Origin of the sequence: Massilia sp. Leaf139 (assembly GCF_001424165.1) — a bacterium.
In the GTDB taxonomy this organism is placed as follows: Bacteria; Pseudomonadota; Gammaproteobacteria; order Burkholderiales; family Burkholderiaceae_D; genus Telluria.
In genome coordinates this window covers 24922-44555 of record NZ_LMOJ01000025.1, presented here as the reverse complement: position 1 = coordinate 44555, position 19634 = coordinate 24922, and the positions used below count along the sequence as shown (strand labels likewise).

Below are 19634 nucleotides of genomic sequence, written 5' to 3'. Positions count from 1 at the left end.
GGCCTTTCGCTGTGCCTACTTCCATGACCACACTCCGTCCGAAGATCCTCGTCCTGTTCAGCGCCCGTACCCTCGGCTTGTTCAAGCTGTCGCGCTACCTGACCCGGTCCCAGCTGCGCATCCTGTGCTACCACGGCGGGGTCATCGGCGACGAAGACGGTTTCAATCCGAAACTGTTCTGCTCGGCGAAGACGCTGCACACGCGCATGCAATGGATGCAAAGCCGCGGCTTTCGCTTCGTCACCCTCGACGACGGCGTCAGCCAGCAAGCCGCGCCGGGCGCCAAGGCGCCCCTACGCACCGTGGTCACCTTCGACGACGGCTGGTATTCGACCGCCAGCGAACTGGTGCCGGTGCTGTCGGCGCTGCAGATTCCGTCGACGCTCTACCTCAGCACCAAGAATTTCCTGGAAGGCTGGCCGATCCTGAACGTGACGGTGCGCTACACCATATGGAAGGCGGGCGGGCGGGCGCTGACCCTGCAGGGATGGGGCGCCGCCGACGGCGACTACGACCTGCGCCAGCCCGGCGAGCGCAATCGCCTGGCGAATGGCGTGGTGGCGGCGATCCAGGCGTCGGCGCACGGGCGCGAACAGGTCTGCGCGGCACTGCTGCGCTTCGCCGAAAGCCTGGGCGTGCCGGCCGCGGCGCTCGATCTCGCCAGCCGCCGCTTCGATTACGTGACCGAGCAGGAGTTGCGCGCCCTGCCCCAGCAGGGCTGCAGCATCGAATCGCACGGCCACGTCCACGAGTATCCCAAGGGCCAGCCGGCCGTGTTCGCCGACGATCTGCGCCAGTGCGAGGAGGCGATTGTCGGCATGGGCCTGCAGCAGCCGCGCCATTACTGCTATCCGAGCGGCTCCTTCGGCCCGGAAGCGACCGCCACGCTGGGCGCACTGGGACTGCGTTCGGCCACCACCTGCATTCCCGGCCTGATCGGCGACATCGGCGGCAACCGCCACCATTACCTGCCGCGCTTCCTCGATGGCGAAGACGTGCATCCGCTCGAATTTGAAGCGGAGATGAGCGGCTTTTCGGAATTGATGCGCAACGCGATCCGCTTTATTCGCCAGCCGCGCCGCGCCCTGCAGCCCGGCATGGCCTGAGGCAGCGGCGGGCCGGGCGCTGGCGCGGGCCTGTCCTCAGGCGGCGCTAGGACACCGAACCGGCGTGTTCCTTCGCCCAGGCGATCTGCTTCGTCTTGCCCCAGGCCAGCATATAGCTCTTGGGGATGTATTTTCCTTCTTCATACAGCTTGCGCCGGGTCGGCGACGTCGACAGGGAATTGTTTTTGGCGGAACCGCCCTCTTCGACGAAGAATAGTTCGGCGCCGCCCGCCATCGGCGTCGCCCGCAGGTAGGACAAGCGTGGGCTGACCTCGTCCAGCACCGGATCGTAGAACCAGCTGCTGCCATACATGCCCAGCACTTCCGGATGCAGCGCATACAGCTCGGCGCAGCAACGGTAGCACTCCTCCCAGCCTTCCTCGTTGAAGGTGTCGAGCATGAATTTGTGGGTATGGATCTGGAAGTAATTCCGGAAGCCCCCCAGGCGCAGGATGGCCGCCAGGTTCTTCGGCACCTGGCCGATGCCGCCCCTGGCCACGATCGAACGGGGAATCCCGCAACGCGCATCGATCAGCTGGGCGCCGGCCACGTACAGGCGCAGGGTGGCGATGCCGAATTCCTTGTGGAACAGGTCGTGGTCGACGCGCAGCCAGTCCGCCGTCGCCTCGCCGTCGGCCAGCATCCGTTGCAGCTGCCTGAGCTGCTGGATCTGCACGCGCGCCGGCAGGCGCTCGAATCGTCCCGTGGTCAGCGTTTCGAGCATGCCGTGCAGGATGGCCGCTTTCAAGAACACTTCCGAGGCCTGGCCGCCATCGGCCAGCTCGCCTTGCGGGATCAGACGGCGCGCCGTGTCCGAAAAATGCTTGTAGTCGTCCAGCGGGCCGAGTTCCTGGGCCGCGCGCACGAAGTCGGGGATCGCCGTTCTGGCCGGGCCGGGAAGGCGCCCCGTGAGGCGCTCCAGCAGGGTTCTGGCAGACGATACGACCGGGTCGAGATCCATGGGTGCCTCCAAAAGGTAATGGCAGCAGGCCGAAACGGCATGCGCAGATTTGCGAAATTGCAATATTACATGATATCCGGGTGGCGTCCTTCTCAGCCGGCCCCGCTTGCATATCGCCCTCGCTTCCCTATCCTGAAGGTTCGTCAACGAGCCAATGCGAGGTGCGTGATGGACACCGTCGAAAGGAGCGACAAGGAGCAATTGCAGGGCCGGCTGCGCGGCAGCGTGCTGCTGCCGGGCGAGCCGCAGTACGACGAGGCGCGCACGATCTGGAATGCGATGATCGACAAGCGCCCGGCCATGATCGTGCGCTGCGCCGGCGCTGCCGACGTGCATACCGCGCTCGACTTCGCCCGCGAACGCGGCTTGCCGCTGGCGGTGCGCGGCGGCGGCCACAACATCGCCGGCAGCGCCCTGGTGAACGACGGGCTGGTGATCGACCTTTCCGCGATGCGCGCGGTGCGGGTCGATCCGCAGGCGAAGCGGGCCTGGGTCGAAGGCGGCGCCCTGCTGCGCGACCTCGACCACGAGGCGCAGGCCTATGGACTGGCGACCCCGCTCGGCATCAATTCGACCACCGGCGTCGGCGGCCTGACCCTGGGCGGCGGCTTCGGCTGGCTCACGCGCAAATACGGGCTGGCGGTCGACAACCTGGTCGCGGCCGACGTCGTCATCGCCGCCGGCGAGCGCCTGCACGTGGACGCCGGCAGCCATGCCGACCTGTTCTGGGCGCTGCGTGGCGGCGGCGGCAATTTCGGCGTCGTCACCGGCTTCGAGTTCGCCCTGCACCCGGTCGGCCCGCTGGTGACCGCCGGCCTGATCGTCTTCCCCTTCGAGCAGGCGCGCACGCTGCTGCGCAACTACCGCGACTACGTGGAGGCGCTGGACGAGAACGTGTCGGTCTGGGCCGTGCTGCGCGGCGCGCCGCCGCTGCCCTTCCTGCCCGAAGCGGTGCACGGCACGGGGATCGTGGCGCTCGCCTTCTTCTCGCCCGCGCCGCCCGAAGCGGTGGCGCAGGAGATCGCCACCGTGCGCGGCTTCGGCACGCCAGTGGGCGAACACGTGGGCGCGGTGCCCTACAGCGCCTGGCAGCAGGCCTTCGATCCCTTGCTGGTGCCGCCGGCGCGCAATTACTGGAAGTCGCACAATTTTAATACGCTGAGCGACGCCGCCATCGACATCGTGGTCGACTACGCCGGCCGGCTGCCGTCCGCGCAAAGCGAGATTTTTTTGGGTCTGCTGGGCGGCGCTGCCAACCGCCACGCGCCGCACGAGACGGCCTATCCGCACCGCGCGGCCATGTACGCCATGAACGTGCACACGCGCTGGGAAGACCCGAGCGAGGACGCCGCCTGCCTGGCCTGGGCGCGCGCATTTTTCCAGGCCGCGGCGCCCCACGCGGCCGGCGGCGTCTACATCAATTTCTTGAACGAGGACGAAGTCGACCGCATCGCCGACGCCTATGGCCCGAACTATGGGCGGCTCCGGGAAATCAAGACGCGCTACGATCCGAACAACCTGTTCAGGAGTAACCAGAACATCCGGCCCGGCCCCTAGCCGCGGCGCAGATAGCAAAAAAGCCGGCCACGCCAGGAAGCGTGCCGGCTGTACTGCCCATCCAGACCGGAACTTAGTTCTGCACGACGTTCAGCACGTTGTTGTTGCCCGACTGGATATTCGTGCTCACGAAGTTCTGGCCGCTTTGGGTGATGTTGGCCAGGTTGTTGATCCCGGACTGGTCCAGGCTCGCCGTGTTCAGGCCGCCCCCGCCGTTCTGCGAGATGTTCGCGACGTTCAGGTCGCCGCCCTGGGTCAGCAGCGCGTTGTTGTTGAGACCGCTCTGGTTGACGTTGGCGTTGTTGACGTCGCCCGATTGCGTCAGCGACGCGCTCAGGTTGCTGCCGTTCTGGCTAAGCGCCGCGTAGTTGCTGTCGCCGCTCTGGATGACGTCGGCCAGGTTGGCGATGCCGGTGCCGACCTGGGTCACATAGGAGGTGTTGGCCGCACCGCTCTGGGTGACGTTCGCGGTGTTGCTGGTGTTCGACTGATTGGTCGCGGCGACGTTGTACGAACCCGGGCCCTGCTCGATGGCGGCCGTCTGCATGTTGCCGGTCTGGGTAGCCGACGCCGTGTTATAGGTGCCGAACTGGCCATACTGGCTCTGGTTGATGGTTGCCGACTGGTCGGTACCGGCGCTCTGGTTGACCGCGCCGCTGTTCACGCTGCCGTTCTGGTTGATGGAGGCGTAGGCGCCGTAGGGACCGGCGACGCCGCTTTGCGAAATGCCCGCAGTGTTCAGGGAACCCCAGTTCTGGATATTCCCGCTCGCGCCGATGTTTCCGCCCTGGGAGATGGACGAGGTGTTGTTGTTGGCGCCGGCGTTATCGGTCACCCGGGCCGTGGAATAGCTGGCATTCCCGGTTTGCACCACGGTCGTGTTGTTCGCATTACCGGCTTCGGTCACGGTGACGAATCCGATATTCAAAGCCGCGTTGCCGGACTGGGTAACCGACGTATTGTTACCGCTGCCGCTCTGGGTTACCACGGACTGATCCGCGGCGGAGGCTGCATTGTACGAAAAGGCGAGGCTGACTGCGAGGGCGACCAGGGACAATTTGCTTTTCATGACACTCTCCTGTTGGACGAAGGCCTTTATAGGTTAAAACGCTCCCAGTGGCCCTCAATACTGGGTAGTCTGGACTAGGGTTCCGGCGCCGCTTTGCCGGATCACGATACTGGGCGACGCCGACGTCTGGTAAATATTGGCCTGATGGGCATCGCCGGTTTGCATCACCGACGCACGCGTTCCACCGGCCTGGGTAAAATTCGCGTGATTCCCATTTCCCTGCTGGATGACTTCCAGGCTATTCGACTGGTTTTGCTGGCTCGCCTTGACGGAATTGGCATTGCCTTCCTGGCGCACCCCCACCGTATTCGACCCGCTCGACTGCACGATATTCACCTCGTTCGCATTGCCGCTTTGCGTCACCTGTGCGATCGTGGGCGGCCTGGCATTGAGGACGAAGGCGCCGCGCGCACCGGACGGATCGACCGCGCCAATAATCGCCCGATGGACTCCCTCTTGCGTGACCAAGGTGATTTCCGGGGCCGCCAGATCCGGCGTGCCCGCGCGTACGCCGCCACACAGACCGAGCATGGCGCATGCCGCTATCAGCCAGTCGGCGCGATGACTCCTGAACGTCTTCATTTTTTCACCGATCTCGCTGATGTCACCGCACCCGGTTATCCGAGGTGGCGGTACTGATCTTCATCGACTGGTTCGCATTTTCGCGCACGTATTTCTGCATGATCGGCAAATCGAATTCAGCGGCGTTCGCCAATTGCCAGCTGCCGTCGCCGATGCCCTGGACGATCAAATGGGCCACCGCCGCCTCGATCGCTTCGCGCACGCACATTTGCGCCGGTTCGTTATGCGTCAGGCCCGCTTCCATTTCCAACAAACCCTTGAAGTTCACGAACTTGAACACACTGGGATTGACCTCGTACGAATAGATCGTCTTGGTGGTCGAGACGCTTTGCAGGATCTGGCCGCCGCGGATATCGACAGTGCGCAGGTTGATCGTGACCTGGTCGACCCGGTACTGGGTGGACAGCCCGATGCCCAGGAAGCGGGCGCCGGCGCCACCCGTGCGGATATTGCTTTCGAAAGAGATTACTCCGCCCTCGATCAGGATCGAGGCCGCGACCAATTGCGGGACGAAAATCGGTGGCGCATCCTTGGCCGGCGCCACCTCGAGCGCGCGCACGATCTTGCGCTCGGTAAGCAGGTTCTGCAGGTTCTCACGCTCGACCGGCACGAACCAGCCCGAATCGCGCAAGGCCTTGACCAGCAAGGCGGAACCGCCCTGGGTAACCGCCGTCGAAAACGAACTCTCGGGCGCTTGCTTGTATTGTCCGCTCTGGTCGCGAAAGCCATAGACGGCCGCCGTGATCTTCCCTTTCGGCTTGGGGAACAGCAGCAAATCCTTGGTGAAGGCCGTCTGTGGCGTCAGCACGGCATTCGAGGCCGTTTCCGAAGGCGGATGGGCGCAGCCGCCCAGCAGGATCAGCGACGCCACCGCGGTCAGCAGCGGAAATGCACGCCCCTTCACTGGCTCACCTCAAACGAGGTCACCGCGCCGGTGCTCTTGTCGGTTGTCGTCACCAGCAGCGTACCGCCGCCGAGATCGGTGATCTTGATGATGAAATTCCCGGTCTCGACCACGCCCGGCGCGAGGCCGCCGGTTACGCCGCCGCCCAGCTTCTGTGCCGCTGCCGAAGCGAGTTGGCCGAGGATGGCGCGCTCCAAGGTTTCGTTAAAACTCTGGAGCGCGGTTTTCTGTCCGGCGCCGCCCGGCGCAAGGGCCGCCGGATCCTTGTGCTTATTAATCGCATTGGCCGCGTTGAGCAAGACAATGCCGTTATTCGGATTTCCTCCGAATGAGGGATTCACCGGCACATACACCAGTTCCGTCGCTCCGGCACCGGCGCCGAACGCGGACAAGCAGAGGGCGGCAACCGCGGCTTTCAGTCCGCGGCCTTGATCGAACAAACGCATAATTGTCCCCAGTTTAAATCTCGTCTTGGCCTAAATCCGGATCCTTGAACAGCAATCTCTGCATTTCGCCTTCCGTTACCGCCTTATAGGCGATCTCCACGGCAGTTTCACTCACCCTTTTGTTTTGATTGCGGTTGGGCGAAATCTGTCCCTGGTAGATTCTTCTATTTCCGAACGTGACAATGATCTGGCTGCCGAAGCGCGCCGAGGGTAATTCCCTGACGCTGACGGTGTAGCGCTCCGCCAGGGGCTGGTCAAACCAGCTGGCGGAAAACAACTGATAAAAATCCTTGCCGGCCCGGGTGATGGTTTGATCGATGACGATGCCATCGAATAAATCGCGTGCCGATACCGGTTTCGATGCATTGTTTACTGCGGAAGCGGCTGTCGATGCATTTCCCGATGCGTTTACGTCCTGGCTCTCATGCGCCGATGGCGCACTGCCGGCGAATAAAATAAAGGACGTGACAAACCAGCAGAACGCGCGCATCCGGCATCCTTGCATAAGAAAAAATCTGTAATAACCACGATATGCCAGTGAATTGGCAGCGGTAATGGCAGTAATGCCTGTGAATCCCCGTTTTGTTTTATGTTGCCTGCATTTTTTTTAAAGGTAGCATGCAAAATAATTATTCACAACAGATATTTGTGACCAAGTGGTTAGTGCCATACACAACCAAGTTTCTATTAAAAAATATTGTTCTACATAAATTCCGATAATGCCGATGCCGGAATCGCTTCAGATGCAAAGCCCTAATAGAAGATATTCTTTGATAAATATTTGCAATGGATGAGAATGGCTTTTTTCGTCAATAACGCGTCGTGCGGATACCGAGGCCCTCGCTAGCGTAGCGCTCCTGTTCACCTTATTCGCGACAGCGCGCCGGCCACGTCGAGCGAAGGCGTACCAGCCTCAGGGTGTGACGCCGCGTAGGCAGGAGCGGAAGTCGTCGAAAGCGCCATACGCGCGTTGCGGGCCGCGCGCCGCGCCGCACAGGCCGGCTGCGGGATCCTGCGCCGTGCGCCGCGGCGGCGTGCCGTCCCAGCGCAGGTCGAGCCGCGCCGGATCGGCGAACAGGCCGCGCTGCGGATGATGGCCGACATAGAGCTGCCAGATCGGCGTGGCGCGGTTGTCCCCCACGCGCAGCACGCCGCCCTCGTCGGCGCGCAGCGGGCCGTCGACCAGGTTGCCGTTCAGGCTCGCGCCGCTGGTGGAATAGCGCACCTGGATCCCGGCCGTGTCGAGCACGGTGTTGTCGGTGAGGTGCGTATTCGCCGCGCTGTTCAGGTAGATGCCGACGTCCGCGCAGCCCGCGACCAGATTCGCGCGCATGCTGCCGCCATCGTGCTCGGTGATGCAGCGCCCGTCGCGGCAATACGGCTTGCCGGTGCCGCCGCCGCCAAAGGAGAGGCCGATGCGCTGGCCCGGCTGGCTGGCCAGCAGCGCCTCGCACAGCACCACGTTGCGCTCGAAGACGGTGCGCTCGGCGGCGCCCTTGGCGAAGGCGCCGTAGCTGATGCGGTCGCCCCCGGTTTTAATGAAATCGTGGATCAGGTTGGCGCGAATCGTCCAGTCGCTGGCGGCGACCAGGTCGATCGGCGTGACCGGATGCGAGGTCTGGCGCGGTGTCCCGTTGGCCAGGGTGTTCGACTCGATCAGGCCGTGATCCGGAAAGGCGCCGCGCTCGCCGTTGATCTTGAAGTGGGCGTTGAAGTCGCGCAGCGTGTTGTTACGGGCGACGAAGTGGTGGGCATCGCCGACCACGTGGAAGGCATGGTCGCAGCTGTCGGCGTAGCGGCAAGCGCCGTGCAGCGTTAAATTCTCGAAGCGCCAGTAGGGCGCCGTCACCGTAAATCCTTCAGCGGCGGCGACGTCGATGCGCACCGTGCCGGGCCGCGCGGCGCGCACGACGATGGGGGCGGCGGCACTGCCGGCACGGCTCGCATAGACGGTGGTGCGCAGGGGGTATACGCCGGGCAGCAGGGTGATGACCTCGCCCGGGCTCGCGTTGGCGATGGCGCGCCAGGCTTCCTCGCTGGTGGCGACCAGGCGCTCGCGCCCGGCGAGCGCGGCGGCGCTTACCGGCTGGGCGCCGATGGCCAGCGCCGGCGGCGCATACGGGGCGATCTCGCCGCGGTCGAAGCGCAGCAGCGTGGCCGCAGTGAAGCGGCCGGCCGCTTCGATCAGGTCGTTATGGCCGCTGCTGCGCTTGAGGAGATACGGCGCCAGCGCGCGCGGCGTCACGCCCTCCGACTGCAGGAAAGCCAGGCCGGCGCCGGCCGCCGCCGCCCCCAGCACCAGCGGCACGGCCAGCACCGTCAACAGCTTCATGGGCCGGTCTTGATGTTGTGACGGCTCATCAGGTCGTACATGGTCGGGCGGCTGATGCCGAGGATTTCGGAAGCCTTGACGATGTTGCCGTCGACCCGCGCCAGCGCTTTCACGATGGCCTTGTATTCGGCCTCGTCGCGCACCTGGCGCAGGTTGATCGGCTCCTCCTCCGCACCCTCTCCCGGCAGGCCCAGGTCGTCGGCGACGATCGTGTTCCCGTCGGCCATGATGACGGCGCGCTTGATGTAATTTTCCATTTCGCGCACATTGCCCGGCCATGGGTAGGCCTCGATCGCGGCGATCGCATCGGGTGCGAAGTGCAGCGACGGGCGTCCTTCGGCGGCGCAGAATTTGTTCTTGAAATGGTGGGCCAGCAGCGCGGCGTCGCCTTCTCTCTCGCGCAGCGGTGGAATGGTGACCACGATCTCGGACAGGCGGTAATACAAGTCCTCGCGGAAGCGCCCCTGCGCGCACAATTCCTTCAGCTTCTGGTGCGTCGCGCAGACGATGCGCACGTCGACCGGGATCTCTTCGTGCCCGCCGATGCGCTCGATCACGCGCTCCTGCAGGAAGCGCAGCAGTTTCGCCTGCAGCGGCATCGGCAAGTCGCCCACTTCGTCGAGGAAGAAGGTGCCGCCGTGGGCCAGTTCGACTTTGCCCTTGGTCTGCTTGGCCGCGCCGGTGAAGGCGCCCTTTTCGTAGCCGAAGAGTTCGGACTCCAGCAGGTTTTCCGGAATCGCCGCGCAGTTGATCGCCATGAAGCGCTCTTTGGCACGCGGGCTCAGGGCGTGCACGGCGCGCGCCAGCACCTCTTTACCGGTACCGGATTCGCCGAGCAGCATCACCGAGGCCGAGGTCGGCGCGACCTTTTCCACGTTGCGGCAGATTTTCAGCATCGACGGGGCGCGCGAAATCACGCCGGCCATCGGCGAATCGGCCTGCTGCTGTTGCATGCGGCGGTTTTCCTGCTGCAGTTCGTGCAGGAAGAAGGCGCGCTGGATCACCAGGTTCAGCACCTCGGGGTCGCACGGCTTCTGGTGGAAGTCATACGCACCGAGGCCGATCGCTTTCACGGCGTTGGCGTGATCCTGGTTGCCGGTCAGGACGATCACGCGCGTGTCCGGCGCCAGCGCCAGGATCTGCTGCAGCGTGGCGAGGCCCTCGGTCGAACCGTCCGGATCGGGCGGCAAGCCCAGGTCCATCGTCACCACCGCCGGTTCGTGGCGGCGGATCTGCGCCAGGGCCGCTTCGCGGTCGCCGGCGACGGCGACGTCGTAGGCGTCCAGGCTCCATTTGAGCTGCTTTTGCAGGCCGGGATCGTCTTCGATGATCAGGAGTTTCTGTTTATTCTGGGTCACGATAATCCTTGTAGCTAATCCCGATATCAGGCTGCCCGTTCGAGCAGCGCATCCTGCTTGTAGAGGGGCAGGATGACTTTGAAAGTGGTGCCGAGCGCCGGCCTGCTGGAGACTTCCAGGCGGCCGCCCAGTTCGTTGATGTATTCGCGGCTTTCGAACACGCCGATGCCCATGCCGGCCGACTTGGTCGATTCGAATGGTTTGAAGAGGCGCTCGCGAATGAATTCCTCGCTCATGCCCTCGCCCGTGTCGGTGATTTCGATACGCACCGCCGAATCGGCGGCGGCGCCTTCGTCGCGCGCCAGCACGATGGTCACGCTGCCCTCCTTGGGCGTCGCCTCGATCGCGTTCTGGATCAGGTGGCCCACCACGCGTTCCAGGCGCTCGCGGTCGGCCAGCACGCGCAGGCCGGTGTCGCGCACGTCGAGCTGCGGGCGCGGCTCGAAAGCCGCCTTGTTCGCCACTGCCTGGCGCACCACCTGGTCGACCCCGAGCGGCACCGGCTTTTCCTCGACGTCGATGCGCGACAGCTTTTGCAGCATCAGGCGCATCTTCTGCACCGACAAGGACACCGTTTCCAGCATGTCGGCCTGAAACTCCGGATTGTGCTTGTGCTTTTCCGCGTTCGCATTCATCAGGGACAGCTGCGAGACCAGGTTTTTCAGGTCGTGCACGACGAAGGTCGACATGCGATTGAAGGACTCGAACTGGCGCGCCACCATCAGTTCGTTGGCCGCATCCTGCTGGGCCAGGTAGCTGGCGGCCTGGCTGCCGGCGATTTCGAGCAGATCGAGCACTTCCCAGTTCAGCTTGACACGGCTCCGCGCCGTCTGCAGCACGACGAAGCCGGACAGTTTATTGCCCATCATGAGCGGCACCACCAGCCAGCCGCGCGGCCAGGACAGCAGCCATTCGGGCAAGGCGAGGCCCTCGTACTTGTCGGGCGCATCGGCGTATTCGCCGAGGTCGATCACCCACTGGGTCGATTCGAGGAAGCGGCACAGCGAGCCGTCGGCCGCCTCGATCACGTCCGGCAGCGGCACGTCCCAGCCGGCGACGGGCTCGAAGTTGCCGCTGCCGTTGCTGCCCTCGCGGCGCTGCCACAAAGCGCCGCCCGGACTTTCGACCAGCGCCGCCACCGCCTGCACGGTGCGCTCGCCCAGGTGCGGCCCCGCTTCCGACAGGGTGCGCGTAAAGCGCATCCACTCTTCGCGGTAGTCATAGCCGTAGCTGTAGAAATGCTTGGAAATGAAAACCTTGAGCCAGGCGCGGAAGGTGCCCGAGAACAGGATCCCGGCCAGCAGCAGCAGCGCGCCGAACAGGAAGGTTACCTGCATCACCGTGCCCCAGCTGCCGCCGAAATAGCGCAGGTAGTAGCCGGCCGAGCCCATCGCCAGCAAGTAGATGGCCGAGCCGAACAGGGCGGCCGAATGGAACATCGCGCGGCGCGACACGGCCAGCGGCGAGCGCCAGGATTTGGCGCGCCGCATCGACAGGGCCAGCAGCGGCACCGTGAAGGCGTTGATGACGCCGCGCGCGGCCCAGATGTCGGGGTCGACCTCGCGGAACAGCATCGCGTGGCTGTACAAATAAAAATCGTAGGCGAACATGCCGCCGATGCCGAGGCAGGCGAACTTGATGGCCCAGCGTTCCTGCGTGGTCTTGTTGCGGTAGGCCTGCTCGACGAGCAGCATGCCGCCCACCGCCTGCGCCACGCGCGCCATCACCGGCAGCACGCTTTCCATCAGCGCCAGATCCCAGTAACCGAGGGTGGCGGCGATCAGCGCCAGGCAGTAGCAGACGGCGGCGGCGAACAGCGCCGGACGCAATTTCAGCGGCAGCTTGCTGTCGGGATCGCGCCAGTCGCCCAGCAGCACCACCAGGAACAGCGACCAGACGGCATTTCTCGCCACCTCGAAGCCATCGGACAGATCCGTCCACATCAGCAGGTCGGTGGCGGCCCAGGCCAGCGAGGCCGACCAGAAGCAGGAGATCAGGCAGGCCGCCACCAGCAGCGGGCCGTGCGCGCGCCCGCGCCAGCTGGTCAGCAGCGGCACGCCCAGCAGCAGGAAGCCGACGGCCGCGAGGCCATAGCTGTAGGTGGCGATACTGGTGAGAGAGACACTATCCATGTAGACGAACCGGGCACGCCGGCCCGGTATAAAACGTTATCGCGCCTGCAACCGGCGATTAACGGCCACTGCGGAAGAGGACAACTTTCAAGGTATTAATCAAGACCAGGAAGTCGAGGAACAGGCTGTTGTTCTTCACGTAGTACAGGTCGTACTGCAGCTTTTGCAGCGCATCCTCGGCCGAGGAGCCGTAGCCGTAGCGCACCTGGGCCCAGCCGGTGATGCCCGGCTTGATGCTGTGGCGGACATTGTAGTACGGGACGACTTCGATCAGCTGCTCGACAAAATAGGGACGCTCCGGACGCGGGCCGACGAAGGACATCTCGCCCTTGAACACGTTCAGGATCTGCGGCAGTTCGTCGATGCGGGTCTTGCGCATGAAGTTGCCGACGCGGGTCACGCGCGGATCGTTCTGGGCGGCCCATTGCGGCTTGCCGCTCTTTTCGGCGTCGGCGCGCATGCTGCGGAATTTGTGGACGAAGAAGCTTTTGCCGTCCTTGCCCACGCGCTCCTGCGAATAGAAGACGGGGCCGCGGTCTTCCAGCCACACGGCCAGCGCGGCCAGCATCATCAGCGGGAAGGTCAGCGCCAGGATCAACGTGCTGCACACCAGGTCGAAGGTGCGCTTCATGAAGATACGCACGAAACTCTGGTCGAAGCCGCCGCCGAAGACGAGCCAGCTCGGCTGGATCGAATCGACGCGGATCTGGCAGGTTTCGCGTTCGAAGAAGGTGGCGGCGTCGGTGACCTTGTAGCCTTGCAGCTTGCAGTCGAGGAGTTCCTTGATCGGGAAGCCGCCGCGGCGGTTCTGCACCGAGACCACGATTTCCGAGACGTTGTACTGGCGCGCCAGCTTCACCAGCGAATCGTCCTCGCGCATTTTGAGCAGGTTGCTGCTTTCGACGCAGAGTTCCTCGCCCGGGGCGGGAATGAAGCCGGCGATGTCGTAGCGGTGGTAGCGGTTGGCGCGCTCGGCCAGCTCGCTGCATTCCTTGGCCAGCGGGCCGCCGCCGAGGAACATGATGCGCGACTGCAGGAAGCGCGCTTCCGACGTTTTAAAGAAGATCATGCGCGCGACAAAGATGCCGACCGCCGACAGCGCGAACACCAGCACCAGGATGCTGCGTCCGAACGACAGCTCGGGCGCGACATAGAACACTAGCGTCAGGATGAGGAAGCCCATCACGAAGGACGGCATCAGCTTCATCAGGAAGGGGTGGCGCAGGCCTTCCTCGAAATCGAGCTGGTACATGCCCATTGCGCTCATGCTGAACACGATCGCCAGCGCAAAGGCGACGGCCGAGGTGAAGAAATGGTCGAGCGACGGAACCGTCACCGTGGTGCCGATGTCCATGTAGCGCAGCGCGGCGCCCGCGTAGGCGGCGCCGAGCAGCACCAGCACTTCCACGACCAGCAGGACGGATACGATCTTCGACACGTAATGGTTAGAAATCCTGAACACGTCAGCCTCCGATTCTTCTTACTTATTGCGATCCAGACTGCGCGGACGCGCCGGAGGCGTCCTGCTTCTGCAGATCGTTGACATACCAGTCCATGGCCTGGCGCAGGCCTTCGCCGATCCGGTGCGTCGGCGCGTAGCCGAGCAGCGTGGCGGCCTTGCCGATATCGGCTTGCGAATGGCGCACGTCGCCGCGGCGGAAATCCACGTAGTGCGGCTGGTGCCCGTCCACATGCGGGAAGCGCGGGCGCAGCAGGTCGCGCATCATCGCGTACAGGCCGTTCAGGCTGGTACGCTCGTTGAGCGCGACGTTGTAGACCTGGTTCACGGCCTCGGGCGCGGCCATGGCGGCCAGCAGGTTCGCCTGCACGACGTTGTCGATGTAGCAGAAGTCGCGGCTGGTCTCGCCGTCGCCGTTGATGCGCAGCGGCTGGTTACGGATCAGCGCGGCCACCCATTGCGGGATCACGGCGGCATAGGCACCATGCGGATCCTGGCGCGGGCCGAACACGTTGAAGTAGCGCAGGCCCACCGTCTCCATGCCGTAGGTACGGCCGAACACGTTCGCATACAGCTCGTTGACGTATTTGGTGACGGCGTAGGGCGACAGCGGATTGCCGATCACGTGCTCGACTTTCGGCAGATCGGGATGGTCGCCATAGGTCGAGCTCGAGGCGGCGTAGACGAAGCGCGTGACCTTGGCGTCGCGCGCGGCGACGAGCATGTTCAGGAACCCGGTGACGTTGACGTCGTTGGTCGTGACGGGATCGTCGATCGAACGCGACACCGAGCCGAGCGCGGCCTGGTGCAGAACAAAGTCCACGCCGGCGCAGGCGCGCGCGCAATCGGCGGGGTTGCGGATATCGCCCTCGATGAAATTAAATTTCATCCAGGCCTCATTCGTGACAGATTCTTTCACCTGCTCCAGGTTGTGGCGGTGTCCGGTCGCGAAATTATCGAGCCCGGTGACGCGCTGGCCGAGCCGAAGCAATGCCTCGACCAGGTTCGAGCCGATGAAGCCGGCAGCGCCGGTCACCAGCCAATGATGGCTGTGCTGGCCCAGTTGCTGCCTAACGTCTTGAATCTTATTCACAGTTTCAGAACACTTTCTCGATAGTGCGAGGTTGACCTTCCCGTGCCGGATGTGGCGCTACGGGAAGCAAAGCCGCGCGGACGGCGGCTTTGCAGTGGTCTGGTATTACAGGCGCCAGACGCAGTAACCAGCCTCGCGGATGGCCTTCTCGTCGAACTGCGACTTGACGTCGATGAAGCAGCCGCCGTTGTTCAGCTTGGACTGGAAATCGGTCAGCGACATCGCCAGCACCTCTTTGTGCGGGACGGCGGCGATCAGGGCGTCGGCCTGCGGCAGGCTGGCCCAGTCCTTCTCCAGCGTGATGCCGTATTCGTGCTGGGCTTCGTCGGCGTCGGCCAGCGGATCCCACACATGGACGTCGACGCCGTAGCTCTGCAGCTCGTGGACGATGTCGGCCACTTTCGAGTTGCGCAGATCCGGGCAGTTTTCTTTAAAGGTCAGGCCGATGACGTTGACCTTCGCGCCCTTGACCTGGAAGCCCGACGAAATCATCGATTTCACGGTCTTTTCGGCCACGAACTTGGCCATGCCGTCGTTGATGCGGCGCCCGGCCAGGATCACCTGCGGGTGGTAGCCGACCATTTCGGCTTTGTGCGTCAGGTAGTAGGGATCGACGCCGATGCAGTGGCCGCCGACCAGACCCGGACGGAAGGGCAGGAAGTTCCACTTGGTGCCGGCGGCTTTCAGCACTTCCAGGGTGTCGATGCCGATCTTGTCGAAGATGATCGCCAGTTCGTTCATCAGGGCGATGTTCAGGTCGCGCTGGGTGTTTTCGATGACCTTCGCCGCTTCGGCGACCTTGATGCTCGAGGCGCGGTGCACGCCGGCGGTGATCACGGTTTCGTAGAGCTGGGCGACGCTTTCCAGGGTCTCGGCGTCGTCGCCGGAGACCACTTTGAGGATCGTCGTCAGCGTGTGTTCCTTGTCGCCCGGATTGATGCGCTCCGGCGAGAAGCCGACGTGGAAGCCTTCTTTCCACTTGGTGCCCGAATGCTTTTCCAGCAGCGGGATGCAGACTTCCTCGGTCGCGCCCGGATACACGGTCGATTCGAAGATGACGATCGCGCCCGGCTTCAGGTTTTTACCGACCGTGGTGCTGGCGCCGATCAGCGGCGTGAAGTCCGGGTTGTGGGCGATGTCGACCGGGGTCGGCACGGCGACGACGACATAGTCCGCCTGAGCCAGCAGGCTGGCATCGGTCGTGACTTCGAGTTGACGCGCGGCTTGCAGCTGCTCGGTCGAGACTTCACCGGTCGGATCGATGAATTTTTTGTAGTTTTCGATTTTCGACGCCGACAGGTCGAAACCAATCGTCCGTACTTTCTTGCCGAACTCCACTGCCAGCGGTAACCCGACGTAACCCAGTCCTACTACCGCGACGACCTGATCTGCTTTCATTATCAGCTTCCGTTATCGAATAAAATTTTGCAATTATGCCAATATTTAATATAGCATGGGAACTAGACTTGCCTCAACTGAGCAAGCTCGTTTATACGCGATCAACAACACAGTTTGATGACCGCTGTTGTATTTGCAGCCGTATGGCGTGCGTGATGGCCCTTCTGTCGCAGCTCGACCATATTGGCCGCCTGCCGTCAGGCGCACTTCGGTCGCAGCGCACGGCCTGATGACTCTGCCGTTCAATGACACTGCGCAATATAGCATTTTCTGTCTGACAAGTTCCGCAAGAAAATGAATCGTGCGCGCTGCACACATTTGGATTGCAGCGCGAAATATGTTGTCGATCGTTTACAATCTTGCGCGATCTATCATGCGTCGGGAGAAACACCGATCGCCACCGTGGAGCAGCGCTTGAACGACCTTATTTTTTCCTATCTCGACAACGACGCCCCGGGCCACGAGGCATTGGACGCCTTTGTACGGGCGCATCCGCAGGGCAATGCCTACCAGCTGACGGCCTGGCGGCGGGCGGTGGCGCATGCCTACGGGTATCCCGGCAAGGTACTGGTGGCGCACCGCGACGGTGCATTGGCGGGTCTGTTACCCCTGTGCGAAGTCGCGCGTCCGCTGTCGCGTCCACGCTGGATCTCGTTGCCGTTTTGCGACATCGGCGGCGCGCTGGGCGTGTCGCCCGAGGTCGAGGCGGCGCTGGCGGCGCGCCTGCGCCAGGACGTGGCGCCGGCGCGCGCCGCCGGACTGGAACTGCGCTGCTCGGCCGACCACGTCCTCGACGAGGCCGCGCTGGAAGGCAGAAAAGTGCGCATGGTGCTGGACTTGCCCGACAGCGCGGCAGCCCTGATGCAGTCCTATCCGCCCAAGCTGCGCAGCCAGGTCAAAAAGGCGGAAAAGAACGGCCTCACTGCCGAAGTGGCCAGCGGCGCCGAGGCGATCGCCGCCTTCTACGACATCTACAGCCGCAACATGCGCCGCCTGGGCAGCCCGCCGCACAGCCGTGCCTGGTTTGATGCGGTGGCGCGCCACTACGGCGCCGCCGGCGACATGTTCATCGTGCTGGTGCGGCATGAAAACAAAGCGGTCGGCGCCGGCTGGGTGCTGCTGTGCGGCGACAAGGCCGTCATTCCCTGGGCCTCGACCCTGGCCGAGTACAACGCGCTGGCGCCGAACATGCTCTTGTACTGGACGATCCAGGCGCAGCTGTGCGAGCGCGGCGTGCGCCAGTTCGACTTCGGCCGCTCGACCTTCGGCGAGGGGACGTATAAATTCAAGAAGCAATGGGGCGCGCAACCGGTTGCGCTCGACTGGAAGGAATGGGATGCGCAGGGTGTGGCGCCGGCCGGCGTGCCCGCTGCCAGCGGCGGCAAGGCCGCGTCGCTGCGCCCGCTGATCGAAAGCGCCTGGCAGAAATTGCCGCTGGCGGTGACCAACAGCCTGGGGCCGCGCCTGCGCCGTTACATTACCTTGTGATACCGGCCTGGCGAGGCCGGCCGTGCGCGCCAGTTCAAACGCGTGGCGCATAAAAACGATCCAGCACTACAATAAAATTTTGTCTGGATTTTAATACTTATGCATGCCGAGCCGCGATCGGTCGCGATCATCGCGTCCCGCGAAGATGTCGCGACCCTGAAAAACTGTATCGACTCCGTCATCCGCGCCTGCAAGGGCAAAAACGTCGCCATCGACATTCTGGTCAATGGCAACGAGCGCCTGGCGCAGGACATCACCGAGACCCCATTCGACAACCGCCCGCCCTGCCAGCTGCGCTTCTGGAGCATCAAGCAGGGCGACAAGGCGCATGCCTGGAACGAATACGTGCACCGCATCTGGCCGGGCCAGGGCGATGCGTTTTTCCTCGACGGCTATGTCGAAATCGAGGAAAACGCCCTCGATGCCCTGAAACGCACGCTGACGGCCTCCCCGGAAGCGCTGGCGGCCAGCGGGATACCCTCGAGCGGGCGCTCGGCGGCAAGTACCCGCGCCATCATGCTGCGCGAGGGCGGCTTCCAGGGCAACCTGCACGTCCTCAGCAAACAGGCGATGCAGCAACTGCGCGACTCGGGTTTCCGCCTGCCGCTGGGACTGTACCGGACGGATTCGGTCACCAGCAGCCTGCTCATGTTCCGCCTCGATCCGGCCTCGAATGTCTGGGACAAGAAAAACATCGTGGTGGCGCCCGAGGCGACCTGGACGGTACGAGGGCTGGGCCGGCTCACCTATAAAAGCATTGTCGGGCAGTGGAAGCGCATCCTGCGCCAGGCCCAGGGCGAGCTGGAAAGCCGGGCCGTGCGCGAGCACCTGGTCGTCAGGCGCCACCCGCCGCATCTGATCGCGACGACGGTGCAGACCCTGGTCGGGCGCTGGATCGCCGAGCAGCCGGCGCAGGCGCGCCAGTTATTCCGCAAGAATCCCCTGTGCGCCTATGCCGCCTGGTGCCTGCGCGCACCGCGCGACTGGTCGGCGGCGGCGGTCTCGCCGCGCATGGTGGCCGTGCTCGGCGCCACCGAGCGGCGGCGCACGCCGCGCGCGGCCTGAGGCTGCGCTAGCCCAGGTCAGGGGCCTCAGGCGCGTCGGCGCAGCACGCGCAGCGCGCGCTGCGCGCCGACCGTGCCGAGGTAGCGTCCGCCACGGCTGGCCAGCAGCCAGCCGGCACGCTGCCAGCCCAGGCTCAGAAACGTGTTGATGGAGCGCAGGTTGGTTGCCTGCACGTGCGAGAAGCAGGTTTGCAATCCTTCGCGCGCCATGCTGGACGCGGTCGCGACCAGCAGCTTCTTGGCCCAGCCGCCGCGCCGGCTGGCCGGGTGCGTGTACAGGAAGCTCAGGAAGGCGTTACGTGCGCCCACTTCGCAGGTGAGCGCGCACGGCGTGTCGGTGCGGGCGCTGCCGACGTCGATCCGCGTCTGCGAGCGCACCTTGCCGTCTTCGACCAGCGCATAAATCCGCCCACCCTGCGCCAGCACCTTGCGCACGCCGATGCCGGTATGCGGCCCGATCTGGTCGAGCAGCGCGTCCGGACAGTGCGTCAAATCCTCTTCGGAGACGAGCCGCAGCAGCGTGCAGCCCGGCGGGCATGCCGTGCCGGCGTCGCGCAGCGGCAGCGCGAACAGCGTGTACACGTCCAGCGCCAGCGCCTTGCGCAGCAGCCAGAAACCGAGGCTGCGCGGGCCGCCGCGTTCGCGCAGCAGCGCCACCCGTTCGTGGTTCAGCAGCGCGCGCATG

17 protein-coding genes are annotated in these 19634 nt (G+C 64.2%); 4 read left to right on the top strand and 13 right to left on the bottom strand.

All coding sequences use genetic code 11. The features are described from left to right. Positions 1-23 precede the first annotated feature (23 nt). Positions 24-1106 carry a polysaccharide deacetylase family protein gene (locus ASF77_RS17985; RefSeq protein WP_056342425.1) on the top strand — a complete coding sequence of 361 codons (1083 nt, stop codon included), beginning with the start codon at positions 24-26 and terminating at the stop codon, positions 1104-1106. 46 nt (positions 1107-1152) lie between these two features. On the opposite strand, the gene ASF77_RS17980 is transcribed toward ASF77_RS17985, so the two are convergent. Continuing rightward, a complete protein-coding gene (locus ASF77_RS17980) occupies positions 1153-2067 on the bottom strand; it encodes a hypothetical protein (RefSeq protein ID WP_056342423.1) in 915 nt (304 codons plus the stop codon). A gap of 168 nt (positions 2068-2235) precedes the next feature. Here ASF77_RS17980 and ASF77_RS17975 point away from each other — a divergent pair, with 168 nt between their 5' ends. Beyond that, complete coding sequence (locus ASF77_RS17975) at positions 2236-3624, top strand: FAD-binding oxidoreductase (RefSeq protein ID WP_056342421.1); 1389 nt, start codon at positions 2236-2238, stop codon at positions 3622-3624. Between the two features lie 73 nt (positions 3625-3697). Here ASF77_RS17975 and ASF77_RS17970 read toward each other — a convergent pair whose 3' ends face one another. The 11 genes from ASF77_RS17970 to ASF77_RS17920 all read right to left on the bottom strand — a co-directional run bounded on the left by ASF77_RS17970 (position 3698) and on the right by ASF77_RS17920 (position 16397). Then, positions 3698-4693 carry a hypothetical protein gene (locus ASF77_RS17970; protein ID WP_056342419.1) on the bottom strand — a complete coding sequence of 332 codons (996 nt, stop codon included), beginning with the start codon at positions 4691-4693 and terminating at the stop codon, positions 3698-3700. Between the two features lie 54 nt (positions 4694-4747). Further along, positions 4748-5275 carry a hypothetical protein gene (locus ASF77_RS17965; RefSeq protein WP_056342416.1) on the bottom strand — a complete coding sequence of 176 codons (528 nt, stop codon included), beginning with the start codon at positions 5273-5275 and terminating at the stop codon, positions 4748-4750. A 22-nt stretch (positions 5276-5297) separates the two neighbouring features. After that, entirely contained in the window at positions 5298-6179 is an 882-nt protein-coding gene (locus tag ASF77_RS17960; protein WP_082493877.1) for a CsgG/HfaB family protein, read from the bottom strand. After that, the gene (locus ASF77_RS17955) at positions 6176-6625 is read right to left on the bottom strand and encodes a curli assembly protein CsgF (protein WP_056342414.1); all 450 of its coding nucleotides are present in this window, start codon (positions 6623-6625) and stop codon (positions 6176-6178) included. Before ASF77_RS17955 ends, ASF77_RS17960 begins: the two co-directional genes overlap by 4 nt. A gap of 13 nt (positions 6626-6638) precedes the next feature. Beyond that, a complete protein-coding gene (locus ASF77_RS17950; protein WP_056342411.1) occupies positions 6639-7115 on the bottom strand; it encodes a CsgE family curli-type amyloid fiber assembly protein in 477 nt (158 codons plus the stop codon). A 423-nt stretch (positions 7116-7538) separates the two neighbouring features. Next, positions 7539-8957 carry a right-handed parallel beta-helix repeat-containing protein gene (locus ASF77_RS17945; protein WP_056342407.1) on the bottom strand — a complete coding sequence of 473 codons (1419 nt, stop codon included), beginning with the start codon at positions 8955-8957 and terminating at the stop codon, positions 7539-7541. After that, positions 8954-10315, bottom strand: coding sequence for a PEP-CTERM-box response regulator transcription factor (gene prsR / locus ASF77_RS17940; protein ID WP_056342403.1), 1362 nt, complete (start codon positions 10313-10315; stop codon positions 8954-8956). The genes ASF77_RS17945 and prsR overlap by 4 nt, the downstream gene beginning before the upstream one ends. A gap of 26 nt (positions 10316-10341) precedes the next feature. Further along, complete coding sequence (gene prsK / locus ASF77_RS17935; RefSeq protein WP_056342401.1) at positions 10342-12447, bottom strand: XrtA/PEP-CTERM system histidine kinase PrsK; 2106 nt, start codon at positions 12445-12447, stop codon at positions 10342-10344. A gap of 58 nt (positions 12448-12505) precedes the next feature. Beyond that, positions 12506-13909 (bottom strand): TIGR03013 family XrtA/PEP-CTERM system glycosyltransferase, encoded by a 1404-nt coding sequence (locus ASF77_RS17930; protein ID WP_056342398.1) that lies wholly within the window; start codon positions 13907-13909, stop codon positions 12506-12508. Between the two features lie 22 nt (positions 13910-13931). Further along, on the bottom strand, positions 13932-14999 hold the full coding sequence (locus ASF77_RS17925; protein WP_056342396.1) for an SDR family oxidoreductase: 1068 nt from the start codon (positions 14997-14999) through the stop codon (positions 13932-13934). 105 nt (positions 15000-15104) lie between these two features. Beyond that, positions 15105-16397, bottom strand: coding sequence for a nucleotide sugar dehydrogenase (locus ASF77_RS17920; protein ID WP_056342392.1), 1293 nt, complete (start codon positions 16395-16397; stop codon positions 15105-15107). Positions 16398-16811: 414 nt separating this feature from the next. On the opposite strand from ASF77_RS17920, the gene ASF77_RS17915 reads away from it, so the two are divergent. Beyond that, a complete protein-coding gene (locus tag ASF77_RS17915; RefSeq protein WP_162244870.1) occupies positions 16812-17885 on the top strand; it encodes a GNAT family N-acetyltransferase in 1074 nt (357 codons plus the stop codon). A gap of 99 nt (positions 17886-17984) precedes the next feature. Continuing rightward, on the top strand, positions 17985-18950 hold the full coding sequence (locus tag ASF77_RS17910; RefSeq protein ID WP_056342386.1) for a hypothetical protein: 966 nt from the start codon (positions 17985-17987) through the stop codon (positions 18948-18950). A gap of 26 nt (positions 18951-18976) precedes the next feature. Here the strand turns inward: ASF77_RS17910 and ASF77_RS17905 are convergent, their stop codons facing one another. Then, positions 18977-19633, bottom strand: coding sequence for an N-acetyltransferase (locus ASF77_RS17905; RefSeq protein ID WP_056342383.1), 657 nt, complete (start codon positions 19631-19633; stop codon positions 18977-18979). Between the last annotated feature and the right edge of the window lies 1 nt (position 19634).

Bases quoted from the DNA above. Each gene is read 5' to 3' on its own strand.
- ASF77_RS17985 (WP_056342425.1), top strand. From the start codon at position 24: ATGACCACACTCCGTCCGAAGATCCTCGTCCTGTTCAGCGCCCGTACC.
- ASF77_RS17980 (WP_056342423.1), bottom strand. From the start codon at position 2,067: ATGGATCTCGACCCGGTCGTATCGTCTGCCAGAACCCTGCTGGAGCGC.
- ASF77_RS17975 (WP_056342421.1), top strand. From the start codon at position 2,236: ATGGACACCGTCGAAAGGAGCGACAAGGAGCAATTGCAGGGCCGGCTG.
- ASF77_RS17970 (WP_056342419.1), bottom strand. From the start codon at position 4,693: ATGAAAAGCAAATTGTCCCTGGTCGCCCTCGCAGTCAGCCTCGCCTTT.
- ASF77_RS17965 (WP_056342416.1), bottom strand. From the start codon at position 5,275: ATGAAGACGTTCAGGAGTCATCGCGCCGACTGGCTGATAGCGGCATGC.
- ASF77_RS17955 (WP_056342414.1), bottom strand. From the start codon at position 6,625: ATGCGTTTGTTCGATCAAGGCCGCGGACTGAAAGCCGCGGTTGCCGCC.
- ASF77_RS17950 (WP_056342411.1), bottom strand. From the start codon at position 7,115: ATGCGCGCGTTCTGCTGGTTTGTCACGTCCTTTATTTTATTCGCCGGC.
- ASF77_RS17945 (WP_056342407.1), bottom strand. From the start codon at position 8,957: ATGAAGCTGTTGACGGTGCTGGCCGTGCCGCTGGTGCTGGGGGCGGCG.
- prsK (WP_056342401.1), bottom strand. From the start codon at position 12,447: ATGGATAGTGTCTCTCTCACCAGTATCGCCACCTACAGCTATGGCCTC.
- ASF77_RS17920 (WP_056342392.1), bottom strand. From the start codon at position 16,397: ATGAAAGCAGATCAGGTCGTCGCGGTAGTAGGACTGGGTTACGTCGGG.
- ASF77_RS17910 (WP_056342386.1), top strand. From the start codon at position 17,985: ATGCATGCCGAGCCGCGATCGGTCGCGATCATCGCGTCCCGCGAAGAT.
- ASF77_RS17905 (WP_056342383.1), bottom strand. From the start codon at position 19,633: ATGCGCGCGCTGCTGAACCACGAACGGGTGGCGCTGCTGCGCGAACGC.